Origin of the sequence: Marinibaculum pumilum, from assembly GCF_042646425.1 — a bacterium.
Taxonomy (GTDB): Bacteria; Pseudomonadota; Alphaproteobacteria; order Ferrovibrionales; family Ferrovibrionaceae; genus Marinibaculum; species Marinibaculum pumilum.
This window is the reverse complement of record NZ_JBHRTR010000028.1, coordinates 783,984-803,886: the sequence shown is the minus strand read 5'-3', so window position 1 is coordinate 803,886 and position 19,903 is coordinate 783,984. Positions and strand designations below refer to the sequence as shown.

Here is a 19,903-nt window from a genome sequence, read left to right as displayed (position 1 = left end):
GCTGCAGGTTCTGCCTGTTCGGCCATGTCGTCGGCGCCTCGGGGCTGGAACGCTTGAAGATGGGGACCGCCCGGCCCCGCAGGTGCTGCGGGGCCGGGCGGCCTGTCGGATGCCGGTCAGGCCGGCAGGTCGGACCTATGGGGAATGCAGCGGATCAGCATTCCTTCGGATCGACCATGTCGTACTTCTCGACCACGTCGTACTGCCCGTTATGGGCGACGGCGATGTACATATTCATCTTGCAGTGCCACTTGCCCGGCACCATCTCGGCGCCGCCGCCGGGGCCCTGTTCGATCTTCGCGGTCTGCATCGCCTCGTTCACCGCATCGCGGGAGACGTCGCCATTGGTGGCGATCACCGCCTGCTCGTACAGCTTCAGGCCGCGCCAGGTGCCGGTCGCGGCGCTGCCGGCGGTGAACTGGTAGGGCGTGTCCGGGAACATCGCCTTGTAGTCCGCCAGAATCTGCTGGCTGAACGGATCCTCGATGTCCTGGAAGAAGTCGAGACAGGACGCCAGCCCCTCCATCTCCTCCGCCTTGTTCACGTTCAGCAGGTTCTCGTCATAGTAGACGCAGCACAGGCGACCGCCGTTCTTCTGGAAGCCGGCCTCGTAGAGCTGCTTGAAGAACGGCCCGACCCCGGGCGGGATGACGGTGTTGAAGACGCAGTCGACCTTCTCGTTGATGATCTTGGAGACGGTCGCAGAATATTCGATCTGGTCCAGCGGGTAGTATTCCTCGAACACCACCTCGCCGCCATTGGCCTCGATCACCTTGCGGGCATACTTGTTCAGCAGGTTCGGCCAGACATAGTTGGCCGACGGCATGGCGAAGCGCTTGTTGCCCTTCTCGATCAGCCAGGGGATCAGCCGGTCGCACTGCTGCGCCGGGGTCGGCCCGGTGTTGAACAGGTACTGGGTGCATTCCTGCCCCTCGTACAGCTGCGGATAGATGTAGAGGGTGCGGCCGCGGCGCACGATCGGGTCCTTGATCGCCTGCCGCATCGAGGAGGTGATGCCGCCCAGAACGACATCCACCTGGTTCTGCTGGATCAGCTTGCGGACATTGCCGACGGCGACCGTCTCGTTGGAGGCGGTGTCCTCCAGGTACAGCTCCACCGGGCGGCCGGCGATGCCGCCGGCATCGTTGATCTGCTTCACCACCAGCTGGGCAGTGTTCCAGTCGGCATTGCCGGCATAGCCGATCGGGCCGGTGATGTCGGTGGCGATGCCGATCTTGATCGGCCCCTGCGCATGCGCCCACTTGGCCGGCAGCACCCAGTTGCCGGCACCGATGGCGATGGCGCCGGCAGCGGTGGCACTGCCCTGCAGGAAGCGGCGCCGGGACGGGCCCTGGCGGCGGTCCCGGTCGAATGTATCGTCTGACATGTCAGATCCTCCCCTGTTTCACGAAGCCTTGCGGCCGGAGCTTGACGATCACGATCGCCACGACGAAGACGAGCACCTCGGCGAACACCGGGTTGACCAGGTCGCTGACACCGGGAATCTCCCGCAGCCACTGGAAGCCGGGCACCATGGCGCCGATCAGCGCGCCGCCCAGCACCGGCCCCTCGAAGGTGCCGATGCCGCCCAGCATCACCGACAGGAAGCCCTGCACCAGGAAGCGCACGCCCAGGTCGGCGAAGATCTGGAACAGCGGCACCATCAGTGCGCCGGCCAGGCCCGCCAGCGCGGCGCCGAAGGCGAAGGTGAAAGCATAGAGCTGGGTCGTGGAGATCCCGCAGGAGCGCGCCAGGGAGGGATTCTCCAGCGCCGCGCGGATCCGCAGGCCATAGCTGGTGCGGGTCATGAAGGCATAGCAGGCCAGCACGATCAGCACCGTCACGACGATGACGATCGCGCGCCAGGCCGAAACCTCGACCCCGAACAGCGAGAAGGATCCCGGCACCGGTTCCGGCACGTTGTAGTAGAGCCCGCCCAGCAGGCCGCGCACGATCTCGCGGATGATCAGGCCCAGCGCCCAGGTGCCCAGCATCGCCGCCACCGGCAGGGCATAGAAGCGGTGCACGATGCCGCGCTCCAGCGCCAGGCCGATCGCGCCCACCACCACGGGCGCCACGATCATGCCCAGCCAGACCGGCAGCCCGGCGGTGGAGAACAGGTAGACGGTATAGGCGCCCAGCAGCACGAACTCGCCATGCGCGAAGTTGAAGATCCCCATCATGCTGGCAATGACGCCAAGCCCGAGGACCACCAGCACCATGATGGAGGTGAACGCCAGGATGTCGAATACGAGCTTCACGACCTCCATGCGGTCGCACCCCCCATCAAATACGCTGCCACCGCCGCGCAGCCGGATCGCCGCGGCGATCCGTGCCTGCCTGCGCCCTCCGGCTTTCCCCCCAGGAATATCACCGGCGGGCTTCCTCCCCAGGACTGCTCCGCCCCGGCTGGCGCCCCGCCGGTGCATCGCCTCGGGGTCATGGTGCAGTGCAGTGAAGCCGCATTACGACCGAAATCGGGCCGGGACGCAATACAGGTGAAAATATTTTCCTGCTGCGATCCGGCTTCCGACGCCGCCATGACGCTGCTGCCTCCCTACATCCGCTTCCAGTCGCCCGCCTGTTCGAAGGCATGGGCGGCGCGGTAGATCACCGTCTCCTCGAAATGCCGGCCGACCAGCATCAGGCCGATCGGCAGGCCATCGGCCATGCCGCAGGGCAGCGACATCGCCGGATGATGGGTGATGTCGAACGGCAGGGTGTTGGTGGTCGGCTCCAGCGCCCGGGCGAAGATCTCCTCCGCACCGGCGCCGGCCGCCGGCAATGGCGTCGCCTTCATCGGCGTGGTCGGCATCAGCAGCAGGTCGAACTCCGCCAGCACCCGGTCATAGGCGGCCTTCAGGCGGCGGGAGACGTTGACCGCCTTGCCGTAGTGCCGCGGCCCGAAATGGTTGTTCACATGGGTGCCGAACATCATCAGCACCTTCGTCGTCTCCGACAGGGAATCGGCCTGGCCCCGCCAGCCGCGATGGCGGTCCATCAGCGAGGTCGCGTAGAGGTCGGAGCGGCTGGTGCCATAGCCGTCGCCGAACATCATGGTCTGGGTCAGGCCCTGCACGCCGATCGGCATCCAGATCGCCGGCGCCAGCAGGTGCATGGGGACGGAGACCTCCTCCACCGTGGCGCCCAGCGAGGCGAAGCGCTTCGCCGCCTCCCGCACGCTCTCGTTCACCGCCGCCTCGGCGCCCTCCTGCTCGAAGCCCTCCTTCAGGACCCCGATCCGCATGCCGGCGACACCCTGGCCCAGGGCCTCGGTATAGGCCGGCACCTGCGGCGCCTTGATCCGCGGGTCATAGCCGTCGTCGCCGGCGATCACCTCCAGCAGCAGGGCATTGTCCGCCACATTCGCGGTGATCGGCCCGGCATGGTCGATGAACACCTCGATCGGCATGATCCCGGTATAGGGGACCAGCCCCCAGGTCGGCTTCATGCCGTAGGTGCCGCAGAACGACGACGGCATGCGGATCGAGCCGCCCTGGTCGCCGCCGATCGCCATGTCCACCTCGCCCAGCGCGACCACCACGCCGGAGCCGGAGGAGGAGCCGCCGGCCGAATAGCCCATCCGGTGCGGATTGTGGACCGGCCCGGTGGCATTCGTGTGGCTGCCGCCTGACAGGCAGAAATACTCGCAATGAACCTTGCCCGCGATCTCCGCCCCCGCATCCAGCATGCGGGTGACAATGGTCGCGTCGAACTCCGGGACGTAGCCCTCCAGGGTGGAGGCGCCGTTCATCATCGGCACGCCGGCCAGCATGATGTTGTCCTTCAGCGCGACGGTCCGGCCCTTCAGCTTGCCCGATGCGGCACCCTGCACGCGGGCCTTGCGGTACCAGGCATTGCGGGAATTCTCCGCGCCGTCGGGACGATAGCCCGGCGTGCGCGGATAGGTGACCGCAGGCAGCTCGTCCGGCATCGCACCGACGGCGTTATAGGCCTCCGTCATGCCCTGCATCAGGCCGAGATAGGACGTCACGGCATCGTCGGTCAGATGCAGGCCGCATTGCGCGGCAACGGCGCGGAGCTGGTCGGGCGTGGGCAGGCTGACGGTCATCCTCATGCTCCTGGCAGCGACTGGTCTTCGGGCGGCTGGTCCTCGGGCGGCTGTTCCCGAGGATCGGCACCAGCGATACCACCACGGCCGCCAGGCCGCTCGCCTCTGCGGGACAGCGATTGGCCGCTGCGGGACAGGGATGCGCTGCGTGCTGGTATTGCCCGGCGAAATCGCCAAGACTTGGCGCAAAAGACAGATGCGCAGGCCAGCGCATCGGCGGAGGCACGGAAGACGGAATTGGACGCGCACGCGGACAGCGGAATCCAGGCAGACGGACTCCACGCAGACGGACTCCACGCAGACGGGGCGATCTCGGTCCGGGATACCGACCGCTTCGACTACTGGCATGACTGGATCTGCCGCCACTACTCGGTGACCGATTGCCGGCGGCTGAACGACGAAAGCTTCGAGTCCCGCGCCTCGAACTGGCGCTGCGGGCCGCTGGCGCTGGGCGAGGTCGAGCTCTCCGGCCATGGTGCGATGCGGTGGACCCGCCGGCCCGACGAGATCCGCTGCGACCCGCGCGACCATTACCAGTTCCTGCTGGTGCTGCACGGCCGGGTCACGATCGCCCAGGAAGACCGGGCGGCGGCCCTGCAGCCGGGCGACCTGATGTACTACCACCAGGGTCGCCCGTTCGACCTGGCCGCGCACGGCGACACCCGCTCCCTGCTGGTCAGCGTCCCCTGGCCGGCCGTCTACGAGCGCCTGCCGGGCGCCGACCGCCTGACTGCCTGCCGCCTGTCCGGCGGCACGCCCTATGTGCGCCTGGCGGCCGCCGTCCTGCGGGAGCTGCTGGCGGCCGCACCGGCGGGCGGCTCCGCCGCCCTCGACCGGATCGGCACCTCTGCCGTGGACATCCTGGTGGCGGCGATCGAGGGCGACCGGCAGCGTGATGCCGGCGAGGACGACATCCTGGCGCGCGCCAAACGGTACATGCGCGAGAACCTGCACGATCCCGACCTGCATGTGGAAGATGTGGCCGCCGCGCTGGGCATGTCGCGGCGCACCCTCAACCGCCTGTTCGTGGCCGAGGGCACGACGCCGATGCGCTGGCTGTGGCAGCAGCGGCTGTCGGCCAGCTACCGCGCCCTGTCGGAGGGCCGCGCGCGGCAGGTCACCGAGGCGGCGTTCGGCGCCGGCTTCAGCGACCTGTCGCATTTCAGCCGGGCGTTCCGCCAGGCCTTCGGACGCGCGCCGAGTTCCCTCAAGCGCCGCTGAGACGCCGCCGCGCCCCATCGTTCGCCGCTGTCGCGACTCAGCCCTGCCAGACCTGCCGGCCGTTCATCCAGGTCTCTGACACCCGGATATCCTTGATCCGCGCCGGATCGACCTTGCGCGGGTCCTCCTCCAGGATCGCCAGGTCGGCGAACTTGCCGGGCTCCAGGCTGCCGATCTCATGCTCCGAATGGCATTGCCAGGCGGCGTCCCGGGTCACCGCCCGGATGGCGCGCTCCACGCTGACGCATTCCTCCGGCGCCAGCACGCTTTCCGGCTCCCGCCACATCTGCCGGGTCACCGTGTTGTGGATGCAGCGCAGCGGGTTCAGCTCCGTCACAGTGGCATCGGAATGCACCGTCCAGGTGATGCCGGCCGCGGAGCAGGCGCCGGTGCGGTCCAGCAGCCGTGCCTTCTCCGGCCCGAAGATGTCGTCGCGGAACGCCTGGCCCCAATAGTAGACATGGCCGATCAGGAAGCTGGGGGAGATGCCGTGGCGGCGGATCCGCGCGATCTGGTCGTCGTGCAGGATCGAGCAATGCTCGATCCGGATCCGCCGCGCCGGCACGTCGACACCCGCCGCCGCCGCGGCGTCCACCGCATCCAGGATATTGTCGATCGCCCGGTCGCCATTGCCGTGGATCACCACCTGCCAGCCCTGAGCGGCGCGCTGCGACACCGCCTGCACCAGCCGGTCCTGCGGGATATAGGCCATGCCGTTCCGCCCGGTGCGGAAATAGGGCTCGCGCTGCAGCCCGGTATAGCCCTGGTTGGAGCCGTCGGCGACGATCTTCCAGCCGGTCAGCCGGACCAGGGAATCGCCGTCGCCGCAGGCCACGCCGAGTTCATCCCAGGCAGGACCGGCATCGTTGAACAGGGATGGCCGCATGCGGGCGGTCAGGCGGCCGCTCTCCGCCATCCGCCGGTACAGCGCCAGTTCGTCGCGGGCGCCGAGCCCACCGGTGGCCTGGTCGCAGAAGGTGGTGACGCCGACGGCATTGGCATCGCCGCAGACCCGCAGCCCGACCTCCATCAGGTCGCGGTCCTTCAGCGCCGGGTTGCAGGCCAGGACCGGCAGGTGGGCGGCACCGCCCTTGATGGTGCCGTTCGGCCGCCCGTCGGGCCCGCGGACATATTCGCCGCCGACCGGGTCCGGCGTGTCCGCCGTGATCCCCGCCGCCTCCAGCGCGCGCGAATTGACATAGGCCAGGTGCACCGAGGCGTTCAGCACGAAGACCGGGCTGCTGTCGGAGATCCGGTCCAGCTCCACCACGGTCAGGGCGTCCGGACCGGCCTGCAGGGAGGGGTCGAACTGCCGCGCCATGATCCATTCGCCAGGGCGCGCCTTCGCGGCATGGGCCTTCAGCGCCGCCAGGGCGCCGTCGACGGTGGCATGGTTGCGCGCGCCGATATCGGGCCAGTGGCCGAAGCCGGCCAGCAGCGCGAAATGCATGTGCGGCTCGATGAAGCCCGGCAGCAGGGTGCGCCCGTCGAGGTCGACCTCCTGCGCGCCCGCCCCGGCAAGGCGCCGCACATCGTCCAGGCGACCGGCCCCCAGGATGCGGTCGCCGCGGATCGCCAGGGCCTCCGCCTCCGAGAAGGCGGGGTCCACCGGCAGCACGGTGCCGCCGCTGAAGATGATCGTCTCCGGCCCGGCATGCGCCGCGGCGGCCCCCGCCGCGGCCGCGGCCAGTGCCAGCCCGCCGTCGCCGGCGGGGAAGGCGTCGCCGGCCAGCACCGCGCTGGCCGCCCCGCCGCCCAGCAGTGCCGCCGCCTGCAGGAAGCGGCGACGGGCCTGCATGCTGCGCCACCGGCCGCCCGATGCCGTCGGCGCCGGGCCCGGCGCCCGGTCGTGAAGCCCGGCCGGCATCCGGCCCAGCAGGCCGAGCCGGCCCAGCTCCGCGACCAGCGGGCCGCAGCAGAAGCAGTCATAGGGTTCGTTGCCGGCCTGGCGCATGGCATCCTCCGCTGTTGCGCCCCGGCACGCCGCATGCGCGGCCGCTTCAGGGACATCGATTCAGACACAGGAACGGCAGCATGGCACAATTCGGACAGACGGCGCATGACGATCCGGCGGCACCGGCGCGGGCTTCCTCCGACATCGCGGCACCGCTGCCGTTGACGGTGCTGACCGGCTTCCTGGGGGCCGGCAAGACCACCCTGCTCGGCCGCCTGCTTCACAGCCAGGCGTTCGCCGACACGGCGGTGATCGTCAACGAGTTCGGCGAGATCAGCCTGGACCATGACCTGGTGGAGGCGGCCGACGAAACCGTCATCGAGCTGAAGGGCGGCTGCCTCTGCTGCGCGGTGCGCGGCGACCTGGCGGACGCGGTCGGCGCGCTGTTCGCCCGCCGCGACGCCGGCACCGTCCCGCCGTTCCGCCGGGTGGTGCTGGAGACGACCGGGCTGGCCGACCCGGTGCCGATCCTGCAGACCCTACTGGCGGAAGAGGCGCTGTCCAGGCATGTCCGGCTGGACCTGGTCGCCACCCTCTTCGATGCGGTGAACGGGCCCGATACGCTGGGCCGCCACCCGGAAGCGGTGAAACAGGTGGCGGTCGCCGACCGGCTGGTGCTGACCAAGGCCGACCTGGCTGCGGACCCCGAGGCCGCGGTGCGCGCCCTGCGCCGCATCAATCCGGCGGCGCCGCTGGGACGGGCGACGGAAGGCCGCCTGGACCCTGCCTTCCTGCTGCCGGGAGCCGATCCGGCCGGCGCGGCGGACGACCTCGCGCCGTGGCTCGCCCGTGCCGACGTCCGGCAGGCCAACGTTCCCGCCAACGGGCATCACAACGATCACCATCGTCACGACCCGAACCGGCACGACGCGCGAGTGCGGGCCTGGTGCCTGACGGCCGAGCGCCCCGTCGCCGCGGAGGCCCTGGCACTCTTCCTGGAGACCCTCACCGCATTCCGCGGTCCCGATCTCCTGCGCGTGAAGGGCCTGGTGGATATTGCAGAGACACCGGGCCGGCCGGCCGTGGTGCAGGGGGCGCAGCATGTCTTCCACCCGCTGACCCACCTGGCGGCCTGGCCCGGCGGCGACCGACGGACCCGGCTGGTGATCATCGCCCGGGACATGGAAGAAGCCCAGGTCGCGGAGCTGTTCGCTTCGATCCTGGACGGCTTCGACTGACGCGCCCGGCTACTGCTGCAAGCGCAATGACTTGAGCTGCCAGATCGACCGCGCCAGGAACGTCTCGTTCCTGGTCTCCGGAAATCGGTCGAAATCGAACACCAGCCAAAGCGGCCCCCGGTTGCGGACGCTCATCAGGCGGCCATCCCGGGCCCAGGCCAGGACCGGTTCGAATGGGAGTATCTCCTCGATCGGCATCTCGATCGCATAGTCGTTCAGGGCCGCCGCCTGCAACCGGCTCTCGGTGCCGCGGACAGTGTCCAGCACCGCGGATAGTGGGACGCCTTCGAACCGCACCGCGCCATCGGTCCAGGGCGTTGAGCTGTCGAATGTCACCCGTCCCAACGCCTGCAGGTCCGCAAGGGACAATTCGACCACCTTGCTGCCATCGGCATTCTCAAGATGCAGGATCGGCTTCTCTTCCGCCGGGTCGGCGGCGAGAGCGGGTCGCGCAACAGTCAACGCGATGACGGCCAGGACGAGGGCGGCCAGCATGGTCCGGCGGCGCCACTTCAAACAAGGGCTCATCCTTTACTCTCCGATCGGCTGGCATTCGATACAAGGGAACACAATACGGAAGCACAGGCCATCGCGAGATACCGTCCCCTGCATCCCCGGCGGGTGCCGCACGAAGCCCGGCCGGCTGCCGGCGGCGCGGCGGATCCCGCATCCAACGTCATGACGTGGCGATACTGCGGGCCCGCTCCCACGCTATGCGCCAGACGCCTGACCGCTGCGCTTGAGACGCATCTCTCACTTGCCTGCACGGCCGACATTGTTGCTGACATTCACAAAGGAATCGCAGAGGATTGCCATATCTGTAGCGAGAACGTGAACAATTTGGGCACAGCAGTATGAATCGTGTCTCTCCCGTGCCCCCGATCTCCGCATGGGCCGCCGAGCGGCCCCGGTCCGTCGCGGTATCCCCGGCCAGCCCGATCGAGGTCCCGCGCGATCCTGGCACCGGCGACGGTGCCGGGCGCGGTGTTGCTCCGTGCCGCTGGACCTGAGCGGGGTCAGCGATCCGCGCCTGGTCCGAGCCTTCGACTATTGGGATCGGATTCGGGGCGATCGCCGCATGCCCTCGCGCCGGGACATCCAACCGAAAGACATCAAGGCCCTGCTGCCCCATGTCTTCCTGGTCGACGTCCTGCGCCACCCGCCGCGTTTCCGCATCCGCCTCGCCGGCACCGAGGTGAACAACCGGTTCGGCACCGACCTGACCGGCCGCTTCCTGGACGAGCTCGACCTCGGCAGCCGGCAGCAGGCCATCCTCGCCGCCTACGCCGCTACCGTGGACGCAGGCGAGCCGAGCCTGGACAGCGAGGAATATCTGCGCAGAGACGGCCGGCCGCTGCGCTACCGGCGCCTGCTTTGCCCCCTGTCCAGCGACGGGCGGACCGTGGACATGCTGTTCGGCGTACTGGCCGGCCTGCCGTCCGCGCCCAGCGGGCAGCCGGAATAGCGGGTCGCCGCGTCTCCAGGTCGGGCTATTGCCCGGCGCCGTAGCTCTTCCAGGTCTGCCGCAGCTGCGCCGTCCGCGCGCGGGTCAGTTCGGTCAGGCAGGTGGTCCGGATCAGCGGCTGCATGGACCCGCCCTTGAAAAACGCGGCTTCCCACCCGCATTGACCATCCCGGAACTGGATCCAGGCGCGCTGCGCCTCGCGCAGGGCAGCGGCCAGGCCACCGCCGGCCTGCTGCTTCGCAAGCTCGGCATCCATCGCCTTGAGCTTCGCCATCACCTCGCCATAGGCCGCATTCAGCTCCGCATCGGCGGCCTTGTAGTCGCGGCCGGCGCAGTCCTGCATCTGCATATTGGTCTGCGGCGCAGCGCAGTCATCGGCGGCGGCGGCCTGCAGCGGCAGCGCGAGCAGGGCGACCAGGACGAGGATCGGAACGGGCATGGCTGCGGCCTCCACGGTTCGGATGTGGCGGAACATCGCCTCAGAGGCCCAGCATCATGCGGGCGATGATGTTGCGCTGGACCTCATTGCTGCCGCCGTAGATCGAGGCGGCCCGGTTGTTGAGGTAGCGCGCGGTCAGCCATTGCGCCTCGTCCCGCTGCGGTTCCGGAGCGTTGGCACCGTCGGGTTCCGCGGGCCAGCGGCAGGCGGCGGCGCCGACGAGATCGACCGCCAGTTCGTCGAGATGCTGCATCGTTTCCGTCGACCGGGTCTTCAGCAGGGAGGAGGCCGGTCCCGGGCTGCGCCCCTCGGCCAGCGCCGAGAGCAGGCGGTGCTCGCTCATGTTCACTGCCTCCACCATGATTTCCGCGCGGGCCAGCCGTTGCGCCAGGGTCCAATCGGCGCCCGGCGGGCGGGCGGCAATTTCCCGCAGCCGGGCCAGATAGGCCTGCAGGCCCGGCCCGGCGCCGCCGCCGCGTTCGAAGGCAAGCAGCGACTTGGCCACCGACCAGCCATCGTTCTCCGCGCCCAGCCGGTTCGCCTTCGGCACCCGCACGTCGGTGAAAAAGACCTGGTTCAGCTCATGCTCCCCCGCCAGGCTGATGATCGGGTCCACGGCAATGCCGGGACTCTTCATGTCCAGCAGCAGGAACGTGATGCCGGCCTGCGGCTTGCCCTCCCGCGAGGTCCGCACAAGGCAGAACATCCGGTTCGCGAAATGGGCATGCGTCGTCCAGATCTTCGAGCCGTTCAGGACATAATCGTCGCCGTCGCTCTCCGCCCGCAGGGACAGACCGGCAAGGTCCGATCCGGCACCCGGCTCGGAGAAGCCCTGGCACCAGTAGTCCTCCCCCGACAGGATTCGCGGCAGGTAGTGCGCCTTCTGCTCGTCGCTGCCGTAGTGCATGAGGATCGGCCCGATCATCCGCAGGCCCATCGGCGCCAGCGGCGGCGCCCCGGCGCGGGCGCATTCGGCGGCAAAGATATGGCGCTGCATCTCGCTCCAGCCGGGCCCGCCATGGGCCCGCGGCCAGGCAGGGGCCGCCCAGCCGCGGCCATGCAGGATGCGCTGCCAGGGCAGGCTGTAGGCCGGATCCACGAAGATGCTGGTGGCGCCCCGGCCGGCCGCCTGCAGCTCCGGTGTCAGGTTGGCGGCGATGAAGGCCCGCACCTGGTCGCGGAAGGCGCGTTCCTCATCGGTCAGTTCCAGATGCACGGCATGCTCTCCGACGGCTGGCGGGCGGGGCGGGACAGGCCGGCAGCTTCGCCCGTGCGCCGGCAAAAGAAAACCCGCCGCGGCAGTGCCGGAGCGGGTTTCCTGCCGGGACCGGGTTCCGGTCAGCCGCCCCGGACACCCTTCTCGATGCGGTCGCCGATGGTCTTGTCGATGTTGCGCCAGTAATCGAAGGCCCGCTTCAGGACCGGCTCGGTCACGCCGTCCTTCAGATGCCCGACGACATTGTCGACCAGGCGGTCCCGCGCGGCATCGTCCATCACCTTGTTCACCAGGGTATTGGGCTGGCCGAAATCGTCGTCGTCCTTGCGCTTCGTGTAGGGCGCGCGGACGAACTCGCCGGCGGCCTCCCAGGTCTCCACCGTGGGCCAGCGTTCGCCATCGGCCTGCGGGCCGCCCTTGGAGTTCGGCGCATAGACCGGGTCGGAGACATTCTGCACCCGCATCGCGCCATCCTTGGAATAGCTGTGCACCGGCACCTTCGGCGAATTGACAGGGATCTGCTTGTAATTGACACCGAGCCGGGCGCGATGCGCATCGGCATAGGAGAAAACACGCGCCAGCAGCATCTTGTCCGGACTGACACCGATTCCCGGCACCAGGTTGTTCGGCTCGAACGCCGCCTGCTCGATCTCGGTGTGATAGTCGGTCGGGTTGCGGGTCAGGGTCAGCTTGCCGACCTCATGCAGCGGATAATCGTCATGCGGCCAGACCTTGGTCAGGTCGAAGGGATTGAAGCGATAGGTCTCCGCCTCCTTGAAGGGCATGATCTGCACCTTCAGGGTCCAGCTCGGGTGGTCGCCGCGGGCGATCGCGTCGAACAGGTCGCGGGTGTGATAGTCGCCATCGACGCCGGCCAGGCGGTCGGCCTCCTCCTGGGTCAGGAAGTCGATGCCCTGGTCGGTCTTGAAGTGGTACTTCACCCAGAACTTCTCGCCATCCGCATTCACCCACATGTAGGTGTGGCTGGTATAGCCGTTCATGTGGCGCCAGCTCTTCGGAATGCCGCGGTCGCCCATCAGCCAGGTCACCTGGTGCGCGGATTCCGGCGACAGGGTCCAGAAGTCCCACTGCATGTCATGGTCGCGCAGGTTGGTGTCGGCGCGGCGCTTCTGCGAGCGGATGAAGTGCTGGAACTTCATCGGGTCGCGGATGAAGAAGACCGGCGTGTTGTTGCCGACCATGTCGTAATTGCCTTCGCTGGTATAGAACTTCACCGAGAAGCCGCGCGGGTCGCGCCAGGTATCGGGGCTGCCCCGCTCTCCCGCCACGGTGGAGAAGCGCGCCAGGGTGTCGGTCTTCGTGCCGGGCTGGAAGACGGCCGCCTTGGTGTACCTGCTGACGTCGTGGGTCACCTCGAACTGGCCGAAGGCACCGCCGCCCTTCGCATGCGGCTGCCGCTCCGGGATCCGCTCCCGGTTGAAGTTCGCCATCTGCTCGATCAGGTAATGGTCGTGCAGCAGCAGCGGACCGTTCGGGCCGACCGTCAGGGAGAACTCGTCGCTGGCGACGGGAATGCCCGCATCCGTGGTGGTGTGCTTGCGATCGCCATTGCTCATCTGGGTGTCTCCGATCCGAGATATGTTCTTGCGGGGCCCGCCCTGTGCGCAGCTTGCCTGCAATGCGAGCCGGCGCAGCCGGCCGGCAATGCCTGTCCGGACGTGCCACATGACGGCCCGGAAACGCCGCAAAAATGGAATCGTTCCATTCATTGGCAAAATCGATTGTTTATATCTATTTGATCGTTTAGACCGATCAAACGTCTTCCCGCACCGGATCCCGAGAAGTCGAATGAACCTGCGTGACCTCCGCTACGTCTGTGCGGTCGCCGATCACCGCCATTTCGGCCGGGCGGCCGAAGCCTGCCATGTCAGCCAGCCGACCCTCAGCGGTCAGATCCGGAAGCTGGAAGCCTATCTCGGGGTCGACCTGTTCGAACGGTCCAACCGGACGGTGCGCCCCACACCCATGGGGGCGGAGATCGCCGCCCGCGCCCGCGTCCTGCTCCAGCAGGCGGCAGAGATCGAGCGACTGGCGGAGGCCGGTCGCGACCCGGAGGCTGGGGCCCTGCGTCTCGGCATGATCGCGACCGTTGCCCCTGCGCTCCTGCCGCTTTGCCTCTCCGCGCTGCGGCAGCGTTTCCCGCGACTGAAGCCCGGCTTTGTCGAGGATCTGACCGATACTCTGCTGCGCCGCCTGGACGACGGCGTGCTGGACGCCGCTGTCCTGGCCACGGCACCGCCGGACGCCGGCCTGCGGGAACTGCCGCTGTACAGCGAGCCGTTCCTGGTCGCGATGCCCCGCAACCATCCGCTGGGGAAGGCGGCGCAGGTGAAGATGTCGGCGCTGGAGGACGTCCATCTGCTGCTGCTGACCGACGGCCATTGCCTGCGCGACCAGGCCCTCGAGGTCTGCGCCGCCGCCGTACCGCCGCAGCAGATCGACACCAGCGCCACCAGCCTGGAGACACTGGTCAACCTGGTCGGCGCCGGGCATGGCGTGACCCTGGTCCCGGCGCTGTCGGCACGCCCATCCTGGGAAAAGGACCCCGGGGTGATCTGCCGGCCGCTGGACGATGCCTCCGCCAGCCGTCTGGTCAGGCTGGTCTACCGCGCCGGCTTCCCGCGGGCATCGCTGCTGGAAGAGATCGCCGCCTGCATCCGCGACGCGGTGCCCGGCACCGTCACCCCGGCGCGCTGAACGCGGGGCGGCTTCCCTTCCTCCCGCCCCCGGTTCCGGGCAGTATCCGCGTCCATGACGTCAGACAGAGGGGGCGGCAAGCCAATGGCCGGCACGGTTGAGTTCATCTTCGATTTCGGCAGCCCGAACGCCTATCTGGCGCACAAGGTCCTGGCGCCGATGGCGCAGGGTCACGGCGCGACGGTCGCGATCCGGCCCTGCCTGCTGGGCGGCATCTTCAAGCTGACCAACAACCGCTCGCCGATGGAGGCGTTCGGCCCGGTGAAGGGGAAGCTGGAATATGAGCGGCTGGAGATGCAGCGCTTCATCGCCCGCCACGGCCTGACTTCGTACCGCATGAACCCGCATTTCCCGGTCAACACCCTGCTGGTCATGCGCGGCCTGGTCGCCGCCCAGGCCGCCGGCTGCGATGCGCCCTATACCGAGGCAGTGCTGGCCGCGATGTGGGAGCAGGGGGAGAAGATGGACGACCCGGAGACGGTCGCCCGGGTGCTGTCCGCCGCCGGCCTGAACGCGGAAGAGCTTCTGGCGCGCACCCAGGATGCGGAGGTGAAGCAGACCCTGCTGGCCAATACCGAGGCGGCGGTGGAACGCGGCGTATTCGGCATCCCGACCTTCTTCGTGGACGGGGAGATGTTCTTCGGCAAGGACCGGCTGGGGCAGGTGGAGGATGCGATGGCCGCGGCCTGAGCCTCACGCCGCCAGCGCCCGCAGGATCTGATCGCGCAGCCAGCGGCCGGCCGGGTCCTCCTCCAGGCGCGGATCCCAGTACAGGTAGAGCTCGAACGGCGGCATGCCGCCGGGGAAGGGATGCAGCTGGATCCCCGCCTGGCGGGCCAGCAGCCGCGCGCTGCGGGCGGTCAGGGTCAGCAGCATGTCGCTGCGCTCGACGATACGGCAGGCGGCGAAGTAATGCTGGCTGCGCACCCGGATCCGCCGCTTCTGGTTGGCGCGGCGCAGCTCGATATCCTCCATCCCCATGCCATGCCGGCGCGAGGTGACCAGCACATGCGGCAGGCGCAGATAGGTGGCCAGGTCCAGCCCGCCGCGCAGGTCGGGATGATCGCGGCGGGCGGCGACGACGATCTCGTCGCGGGCGATCAGCTGGCGGCGCGCGGCGCCGGCCTGCGGCACGAAGACATCCAGCGCGGCGTCGATGGTGCCCGCCGCCAGTTCCGCCTCCATCCGCCGGCGCAGCACCAGGGCGGAGGTCAGTTCCACGGCCGGCGCCTCCTGCGCCACCTGGGCGGCGAGCGGCGGCAGCAGGACCGATTCCAGCATGTCGCGCATGCCGATCACGAAGCGCCGCGGCGCCGCGACCGGATCGAAGGCGCGCCCCTCGTTCACCAGCCCCTCCATCGCCTGCAGGGTCTGGCGCACCCGGCCCGCGATGTTGCGCGCCAGCGGCGACGGCACCAGCACCCGCCCCTGCCGCTCGAACAGCGGGTCGCCGAAGGTCTCCCGCAGGCGGGCCAAGGCGTGGCTGACAGCCGGCTGGGTCAGGTTCAGGCGCTCTGCCGCGCGGGTGACCCCGCCTTCGGCATAGATGGCGTCGAACACCACGAAGAGGTTCAGGTCGATGCGCGATAAATGCATCATATTAATATGATCTCATCATAATCATTCATTTGATTGATATTAGCTGCAGGCCCAGTCTCTCCGCAACCGGACAACGGACAACGCGGGAGCGGATCATGGACTTCGAATTCACCGACCGGGTCAGGGACCTGCAGCAGGCGCTGACCGTCTTCATGGAAGCGCATGTCTACCCCAACGAGGCGCGCTTCGATGCCGAGGTCGCCGAGGGCGACCGCTGGCAGCCGGTGCCGCTGATCGAGGAGCTGAAGGAGAAGGCGAAGGCCGCCGGCCTGTGGAACCTGTTCCTGCCGGACTCCAGCCTGGGTGCCGGCCTGAGCAACTTCGACTATGCGCCGCTGTGCGAGATCATGGGCCGGGTGCCCTGGTCGGCGGAGGTGTTCAACTGCTCCGCCCCCGACACCGGCAACATGGAGGTGCTGGAGCGCTACGGCACGCCGGAACAGAAGAATGCATGGCTGGAGCCGCTGCTCGACGGCCGGATCCGGTCGGCCTTCGCGATGACGGAGCCGGCGGTCGCCTCCTCCGACGCCACCAACATCGCCGCCGAGATCCGCCGCGACGGCGACGATTATGTCATCAACGGCCGCAAATGGTGGACCTCCGGCATTGGCGACCCGCGCTGCCGGGTGATGGTCTTCATGGGCAAGACCGATGCCGGTAATCCCGACCGCTACCGCCAGCAGTCGATGATCCTGGTGCCGCGCGACGCGCCCGGGGTGAAGGTGCTGCGCATGCTGCCCGTGTTCGGCTTCGACGACGCCCCGCACGGCCATGGCGAGGTGCTGTTCGAGGATGTCCGCGTGCCGGCCGCCAACATGCTGCTGGGCGAGGGCCGCGGCTTCGAGATCGCGCAGGGCCGGCTGGGACCGGGCCGCATCCACCACTGCATGCGCCTGATCGGCCTGGCCGAGCGGGCGCTGGAGAAGATGGCCCGCCGGGCGCGGTCGCGCACCGCCTTCGGCCAGCCGCTGGCGGCGCAGAGCGTGACCCTGGAGCGCATCGCCGAGGCGCGCTGCGCCATCGACCAGGCCCGCCTGCTGACCCTGCATGCCGCCTGGAAGATGGACCGCTACGGCAACAAGGCCGCCCGCAAGGAGATCGCGATGATCAAGGTGGTGGCGCCGAACATGGCCTGCCGCGTGATCGACTGGGCGATCCAGATGCATGGCGGCGGCGGCGTAACGGAGGATTTCGACCTCGCCCGCTACTACATCCAGGCCCGCTCGATCCGACTTGCGGACGGCCCGGACGAGGTGCACCGCAACCAGATCGGCCGGCTGGAACTGGCGGCCCTGGCGCCGGAAGCGACCGCGGCCAGGGCGGCCTGAGGCGATCCCGGGAGCCGCCGGCCGGCGGCTCCCGCAAACTGTCATCAAGATTTCATACGGCGCGTCATCCGACTGTCACGGGCCGCTGCTAGCGTCGAAATCAGAACATATCGGTTGTTCGTTCTGATTTTCCGAACGAGGCGGCGATGCTGAACCTCCACCAGGTGGCGGTCACCTACCCCAACGGCGTGCAGGCCCTGCAGCCGGTCAGCGCGGAGATCCCGCGCGGCCGGCTGGTGGTGTTGCTGGGGCCGTCGGGCGCCGGCAAATCCACCCTGCTGCGCTGCCTGAACGGCCTGGTCCGGCCGAGCCGCGGCACCGTCGAGGCCGAGGGGGTGGGGCCGATCTTCGCCTCCGCCGCCGCGCTGCGCCGCCATCGCCGGGACACCGGCATGATCTTCCAGCAGCACCACCTGATCGGCCGCCTGACCGCGCTCCGCAACGTCCTGACCGGCCGCCTGGCAGCGCATCCCGGCCTGCGCACCGTGCTGCCCCTGCCCCGCCACGACCGCCTGCTGGCGCTGCAGGCGCTGGACCGGGTCGGCCTGGCCGACCGCGCGCTGGAACGGGTGGACCGGCTGTCCGGCGGCCAGCAGCAACGGGTGGGCATCGCCCGTGCCATGGCGCAGGAACCGCGCATCGTGCTGGCGGACGAGCCGGTCGCCAGCCTCGACCCCGCCACCGCGGAGCGGGTGCTGGGCGACCTGTTCCGGATCTGCCGCGAGGACGGCATCACCGCCATCGTCAGCCTGCACCAGGTCGCCCTGGCCCGCCGCTTCGCCGACCGGATCCTGGGCCTGACCGACGGCCGGCTGGCCTTCGATGGCGCGCCCGACGGGCTGACCGACAGCATCCTGCAGGAGATCTATGCCGGACCGGCACCGGCCGGTGGGGCCGAACGGCTGGCCGCAGCGGCCGAATAGCTGCCGGCCGATCCCGTCACCCGCCCGCAAGACATGCGGGCCAACCGAGGGAGTGGAAGATGCAGCGTAGGACATTCCTGGCCGCCGCGGCGGCGGCCGTCATTGCGGCCGGCGCCGGCGCCATGCCGGGCCGGGCCGAGGATCCGGAGACCCTGAAGGTCGCGCTTCTGCCGGACGAGAACGCCTCCACAATCATCCAGAACGCGCAGCCCCTGAAGGACTATCTGGAACAGGCGCTGGGCAGGGATGTCGAGCTGATCGTCACCACCGACTATTCCTCGATGATCGAGGCGATGCGCTTCAACCGTATCGATGTGGCCTATTTCGGCCCGCTCTCCTACGTGCTGGCGAAGTCGAAGGCGGCGGCGATCGAGCCGTTCGCCGTCGGCGTGAAGGGCGGCTCGCCGACCTACCAGAGCGTCGTCATCGCCAATCCGGCCGGCCCGGTGAAGGCGATCGCCGACATCAGGGGGCAGACCTTCGGCTTCGGCGATCCCGCCTCGACCTCCAGCCACCTGATCCCGCGGGCCCTGCTGGCGGGCAAGGGGCTCACCGCCGGCACCGACTACGCGTTCGCCCATCTGGGCACCCATGACGCCGTCGCCCGCGCGGTCCAGGCCGGCCAGGTCCAGGCCGGCGGGATGAGCGAGGAGATCTACAAGAAGCTGGTAGAGCGCGGCACCATCGATCCCGCAAAGGTCGTCGTGCTGGAAGAGAGCAAGCCGATCCCGAACTATCCGATCGTGATGCAGGGCGAGCTGTCGCCGGAGCTGAAGGCGCAGATCCGCGCCGCCTTCCTGGAGATGAAGGACCCCGCGATCCTGAAGTCCTTCCGCGCCGAGGGCTTCGCGGCCACCGACGACCAGGCCTATGACGTGCTGCGCGAGACCGCGCAGATCCTGAACCTCGACCTGGCGAAGATGAACTGAGCCCCCAGGCCGGGACGGACGGACGCGAAAGGACGACCGGATGAGCCTCGACAGGCCGTTCGCCGAAGACAGCCATCTGGAGATCCTGGCCAGGGACGGTGCCGCGCGTGCGAAGCGCGGCGCCGTCCTCGGCGCCATCGGCGGCGCCGTCCTGCTGGCCTTCTGGCTGACCGGCATGCTGGATCTCGACCGCTATGCCGATGCCTGGCCGGCGGTGGTGCAGCTCTCGTCGGAGATGTTCCCGCCGGATTTCGCACGCTTCGGCCAGTGGCTGCGGCCGCTGGCGGACACCCTGGCGATGTCGGTGGCCGGCACCGCGCTGGCGGTGGCGCTGTCGCTGCCGGTCGCGCTGCTGTCGGCCGGCAACACGACGCCGAACGGCGGCGTCTATCACGCGGCGCGGCTGCTGCTGAACCTGCTGCGCTCGGTGCCGGAACTGATCATGGGGATCATCTTCGTCGCCATGGTCGGCTTCGGCGCGATGCCCGGCGTCCTGGCGCTGGGACTGCATTCCATCGGCATGGTGGGCAAGTTCTTCGCCGAGAGCATCGAGCATGTCGACCCGAAGCCGATCGAGGCGGCACGCGCGGCCGGCGCCACGCCCTTCCAGGTGATCTGGCACGCGGTGCTGCCGCAGGTGATGCCGCAGCTGGCCGACACCACGATCTACCGCTGGGAATATAATTTCCGCGCCTCCACCGTGCTGGGCGCGGTCGGCGCCGGCGGCATCGGCTTCGAGCTGATCGCCTCGCTGCGGGTGCTGGACTACGCCCAGGTCTCCGCGATCCTGATCTGCATCCTGGTCTGCGTGACCATGGTCGACGGCATCGGCGCCATGCTGCGCCGGGCGCTGAAATAGCG

At 69.0% G+C, this 19,903-nt stretch carries 18 protein-coding genes; 9 read left to right on the top strand and 9 right to left on the bottom strand.

Going from position 1 to position 19,903, the window contains the following annotated elements; genetic code table 11:
* Window positions 1-154 precede the first annotated feature (154 nt).
* The 3 genes from ACFOGJ_RS16425 to ACFOGJ_RS16415 all read right to left on the bottom strand — a co-directional run bounded on the left by ACFOGJ_RS16425 (window position 155) and on the right by ACFOGJ_RS16415 (window position 4,072).
* Window positions 155-1,387 (bottom strand): substrate-binding protein, encoded by a 1,233-nt coding sequence (locus tag ACFOGJ_RS16425; RefSeq protein WP_379902313.1) that lies wholly within the window; start codon window positions 1,385-1,387, stop codon window positions 155-157.
* 1 nt (window position 1,388) lies between these two features.
* A complete protein-coding gene (locus ACFOGJ_RS16420) occupies window positions 1,389-2,270 on the bottom strand; it encodes a branched-chain amino acid ABC transporter permease (protein ID WP_379902311.1) in 882 nt (293 codons plus the stop codon).
* A 287-nt stretch (window positions 2,271-2,557) separates the two neighbouring features.
* Window positions 2,558-4,072 carry an amidase gene (locus ACFOGJ_RS16415; protein ID WP_379902309.1) on the bottom strand — a complete coding sequence of 505 codons (1,515 nt, stop codon included), beginning with the start codon at window positions 4,070-4,072 and terminating at the stop codon, window positions 2,558-2,560.
* 237 nt (window positions 4,073-4,309) lie between these two features.
* Between ACFOGJ_RS16415 and ACFOGJ_RS16410 the strand changes: the two genes are divergently transcribed.
* Window positions 4,310-5,293 (top strand): helix-turn-helix domain-containing protein, encoded by a 984-nt coding sequence (locus ACFOGJ_RS16410; RefSeq protein WP_379902308.1) that lies wholly within the window; start codon window positions 4,310-4,312, stop codon window positions 5,291-5,293.
* A 37-nt stretch (window positions 5,294-5,330) separates the two neighbouring features.
* Here ACFOGJ_RS16410 and ACFOGJ_RS16405 read toward each other — a convergent pair whose 3' ends face one another.
* Window positions 5,331-7,247, bottom strand: coding sequence for an amidohydrolase (locus ACFOGJ_RS16405; RefSeq protein ID WP_379902306.1), 1,917 nt, complete (start codon window positions 7,245-7,247; stop codon window positions 5,331-5,333).
* A gap of 80 nt (window positions 7,248-7,327) precedes the next feature.
* On the opposite strand from ACFOGJ_RS16405, the gene ACFOGJ_RS16400 reads away from it, so the two are divergent.
* Window positions 7,328-8,425, top strand: a complete 1,098-nt coding sequence (locus ACFOGJ_RS16400; protein ID WP_379902304.1) for a CobW family GTP-binding protein — start codon at window positions 7,328-7,330, stop codon at window positions 8,423-8,425.
* Between the two features lie 9 nt (window positions 8,426-8,434).
* Here the strand turns inward: ACFOGJ_RS16400 and ACFOGJ_RS16395 are convergent, their stop codons facing one another.
* Window positions 8,435-8,953, bottom strand: coding sequence for a hypothetical protein (locus ACFOGJ_RS16395; protein WP_379902302.1), 519 nt, complete (start codon window positions 8,951-8,953; stop codon window positions 8,435-8,437).
* A 361-nt stretch (window positions 8,954-9,314) separates the two neighbouring features.
* Here ACFOGJ_RS16395 and ACFOGJ_RS16390 point away from each other — a divergent pair, with 361 nt between their 5' ends.
* Entirely contained in the window at window positions 9,315-9,890 is a 576-nt protein-coding gene (locus ACFOGJ_RS16390) for a PAS domain-containing protein (RefSeq protein ID WP_379902300.1), read from the top strand.
* A 25-nt stretch (window positions 9,891-9,915) separates the two neighbouring features.
* Here ACFOGJ_RS16390 and ACFOGJ_RS16385 read toward each other — a convergent pair whose 3' ends face one another.
* From ACFOGJ_RS16385 to ACFOGJ_RS16375, 3 genes are all read right to left on the bottom strand, one after another.
* Window positions 9,916-10,329 (bottom strand): lysozyme inhibitor LprI family protein, encoded by a 414-nt coding sequence (locus ACFOGJ_RS16385; protein ID WP_379902298.1) that lies wholly within the window; start codon window positions 10,327-10,329, stop codon window positions 9,916-9,918.
* 40 nt (window positions 10,330-10,369) lie between these two features.
* Window positions 10,370-11,545 carry an acyl-CoA dehydrogenase family protein gene (locus ACFOGJ_RS16380; protein WP_379902296.1) on the bottom strand — a complete coding sequence of 392 codons (1,176 nt, stop codon included), beginning with the start codon at window positions 11,543-11,545 and terminating at the stop codon, window positions 10,370-10,372.
* Between the two features lie 122 nt (window positions 11,546-11,667).
* Window positions 11,668-13,122, bottom strand: a complete 1,455-nt coding sequence (locus ACFOGJ_RS16375; RefSeq protein ID WP_379902294.1) for a catalase — start codon at window positions 13,120-13,122, stop codon at window positions 11,668-11,670.
* A gap of 232 nt (window positions 13,123-13,354) precedes the next feature.
* Here ACFOGJ_RS16375 and ACFOGJ_RS16370 point away from each other — a divergent pair, with 232 nt between their 5' ends.
* A complete protein-coding gene (locus ACFOGJ_RS16370) occupies window positions 13,355-14,263 on the top strand; it encodes a LysR substrate-binding domain-containing protein (protein ID WP_379902292.1) in 909 nt (302 codons plus the stop codon).
* An 84-nt stretch (window positions 14,264-14,347) separates the two neighbouring features.
* A complete protein-coding gene (locus tag ACFOGJ_RS16365; RefSeq protein WP_379902291.1) occupies window positions 14,348-14,953 on the top strand; it encodes a 2-hydroxychromene-2-carboxylate isomerase in 606 nt (201 codons plus the stop codon).
* Between the two features lie 3 nt (window positions 14,954-14,956).
* Here ACFOGJ_RS16365 and ACFOGJ_RS16360 read toward each other — a convergent pair whose 3' ends face one another.
* Window positions 14,957-15,862 carry a LysR family transcriptional regulator gene (locus ACFOGJ_RS16360; RefSeq protein ID WP_379902289.1) on the bottom strand — a complete coding sequence of 302 codons (906 nt, stop codon included), beginning with the start codon at window positions 15,860-15,862 and terminating at the stop codon, window positions 14,957-14,959.
* A 95-nt stretch (window positions 15,863-15,957) separates the two neighbouring features.
* On the opposite strand from ACFOGJ_RS16360, the gene ACFOGJ_RS16355 reads away from it, so the two are divergent.
* The 4 genes from ACFOGJ_RS16355 (at window position 15,958) to phnE (ending at window position 19,901) form a co-directional block, all read left to right on the top strand.
* Window positions 15,958-17,190 carry an acyl-CoA dehydrogenase family protein gene (locus tag ACFOGJ_RS16355; protein ID WP_379902288.1) on the top strand — a complete coding sequence of 411 codons (1,233 nt, stop codon included), beginning with the start codon at window positions 15,958-15,960 and terminating at the stop codon, window positions 17,188-17,190.
* A gap of 146 nt (window positions 17,191-17,336) precedes the next feature.
* On the top strand, window positions 17,337-18,113 hold the full coding sequence (gene phnC, locus ACFOGJ_RS16350) for a phosphonate ABC transporter ATP-binding protein (protein WP_379902286.1): 777 nt from the start codon (window positions 17,337-17,339) through the stop codon (window positions 18,111-18,113).
* Between the two features lie 59 nt (window positions 18,114-18,172).
* The gene (gene phnD / locus ACFOGJ_RS16345; RefSeq protein ID WP_379902284.1) at window positions 18,173-19,042 is read left to right on the top strand and encodes a phosphate/phosphite/phosphonate ABC transporter substrate-binding protein; all 870 of its coding nucleotides are present in this window, start codon (window positions 18,173-18,175) and stop codon (window positions 19,040-19,042) included.
* Window positions 19,043-19,082: 40 nt separating this feature from the next.
* Complete coding sequence (gene phnE / locus ACFOGJ_RS16340) at window positions 19,083-19,901, top strand: phosphonate ABC transporter, permease protein PhnE (protein WP_379902282.1); 819 nt, start codon at window positions 19,083-19,085, stop codon at window positions 19,899-19,901.
* Window positions 19,902-19,903 lie beyond the last annotated feature (2 nt).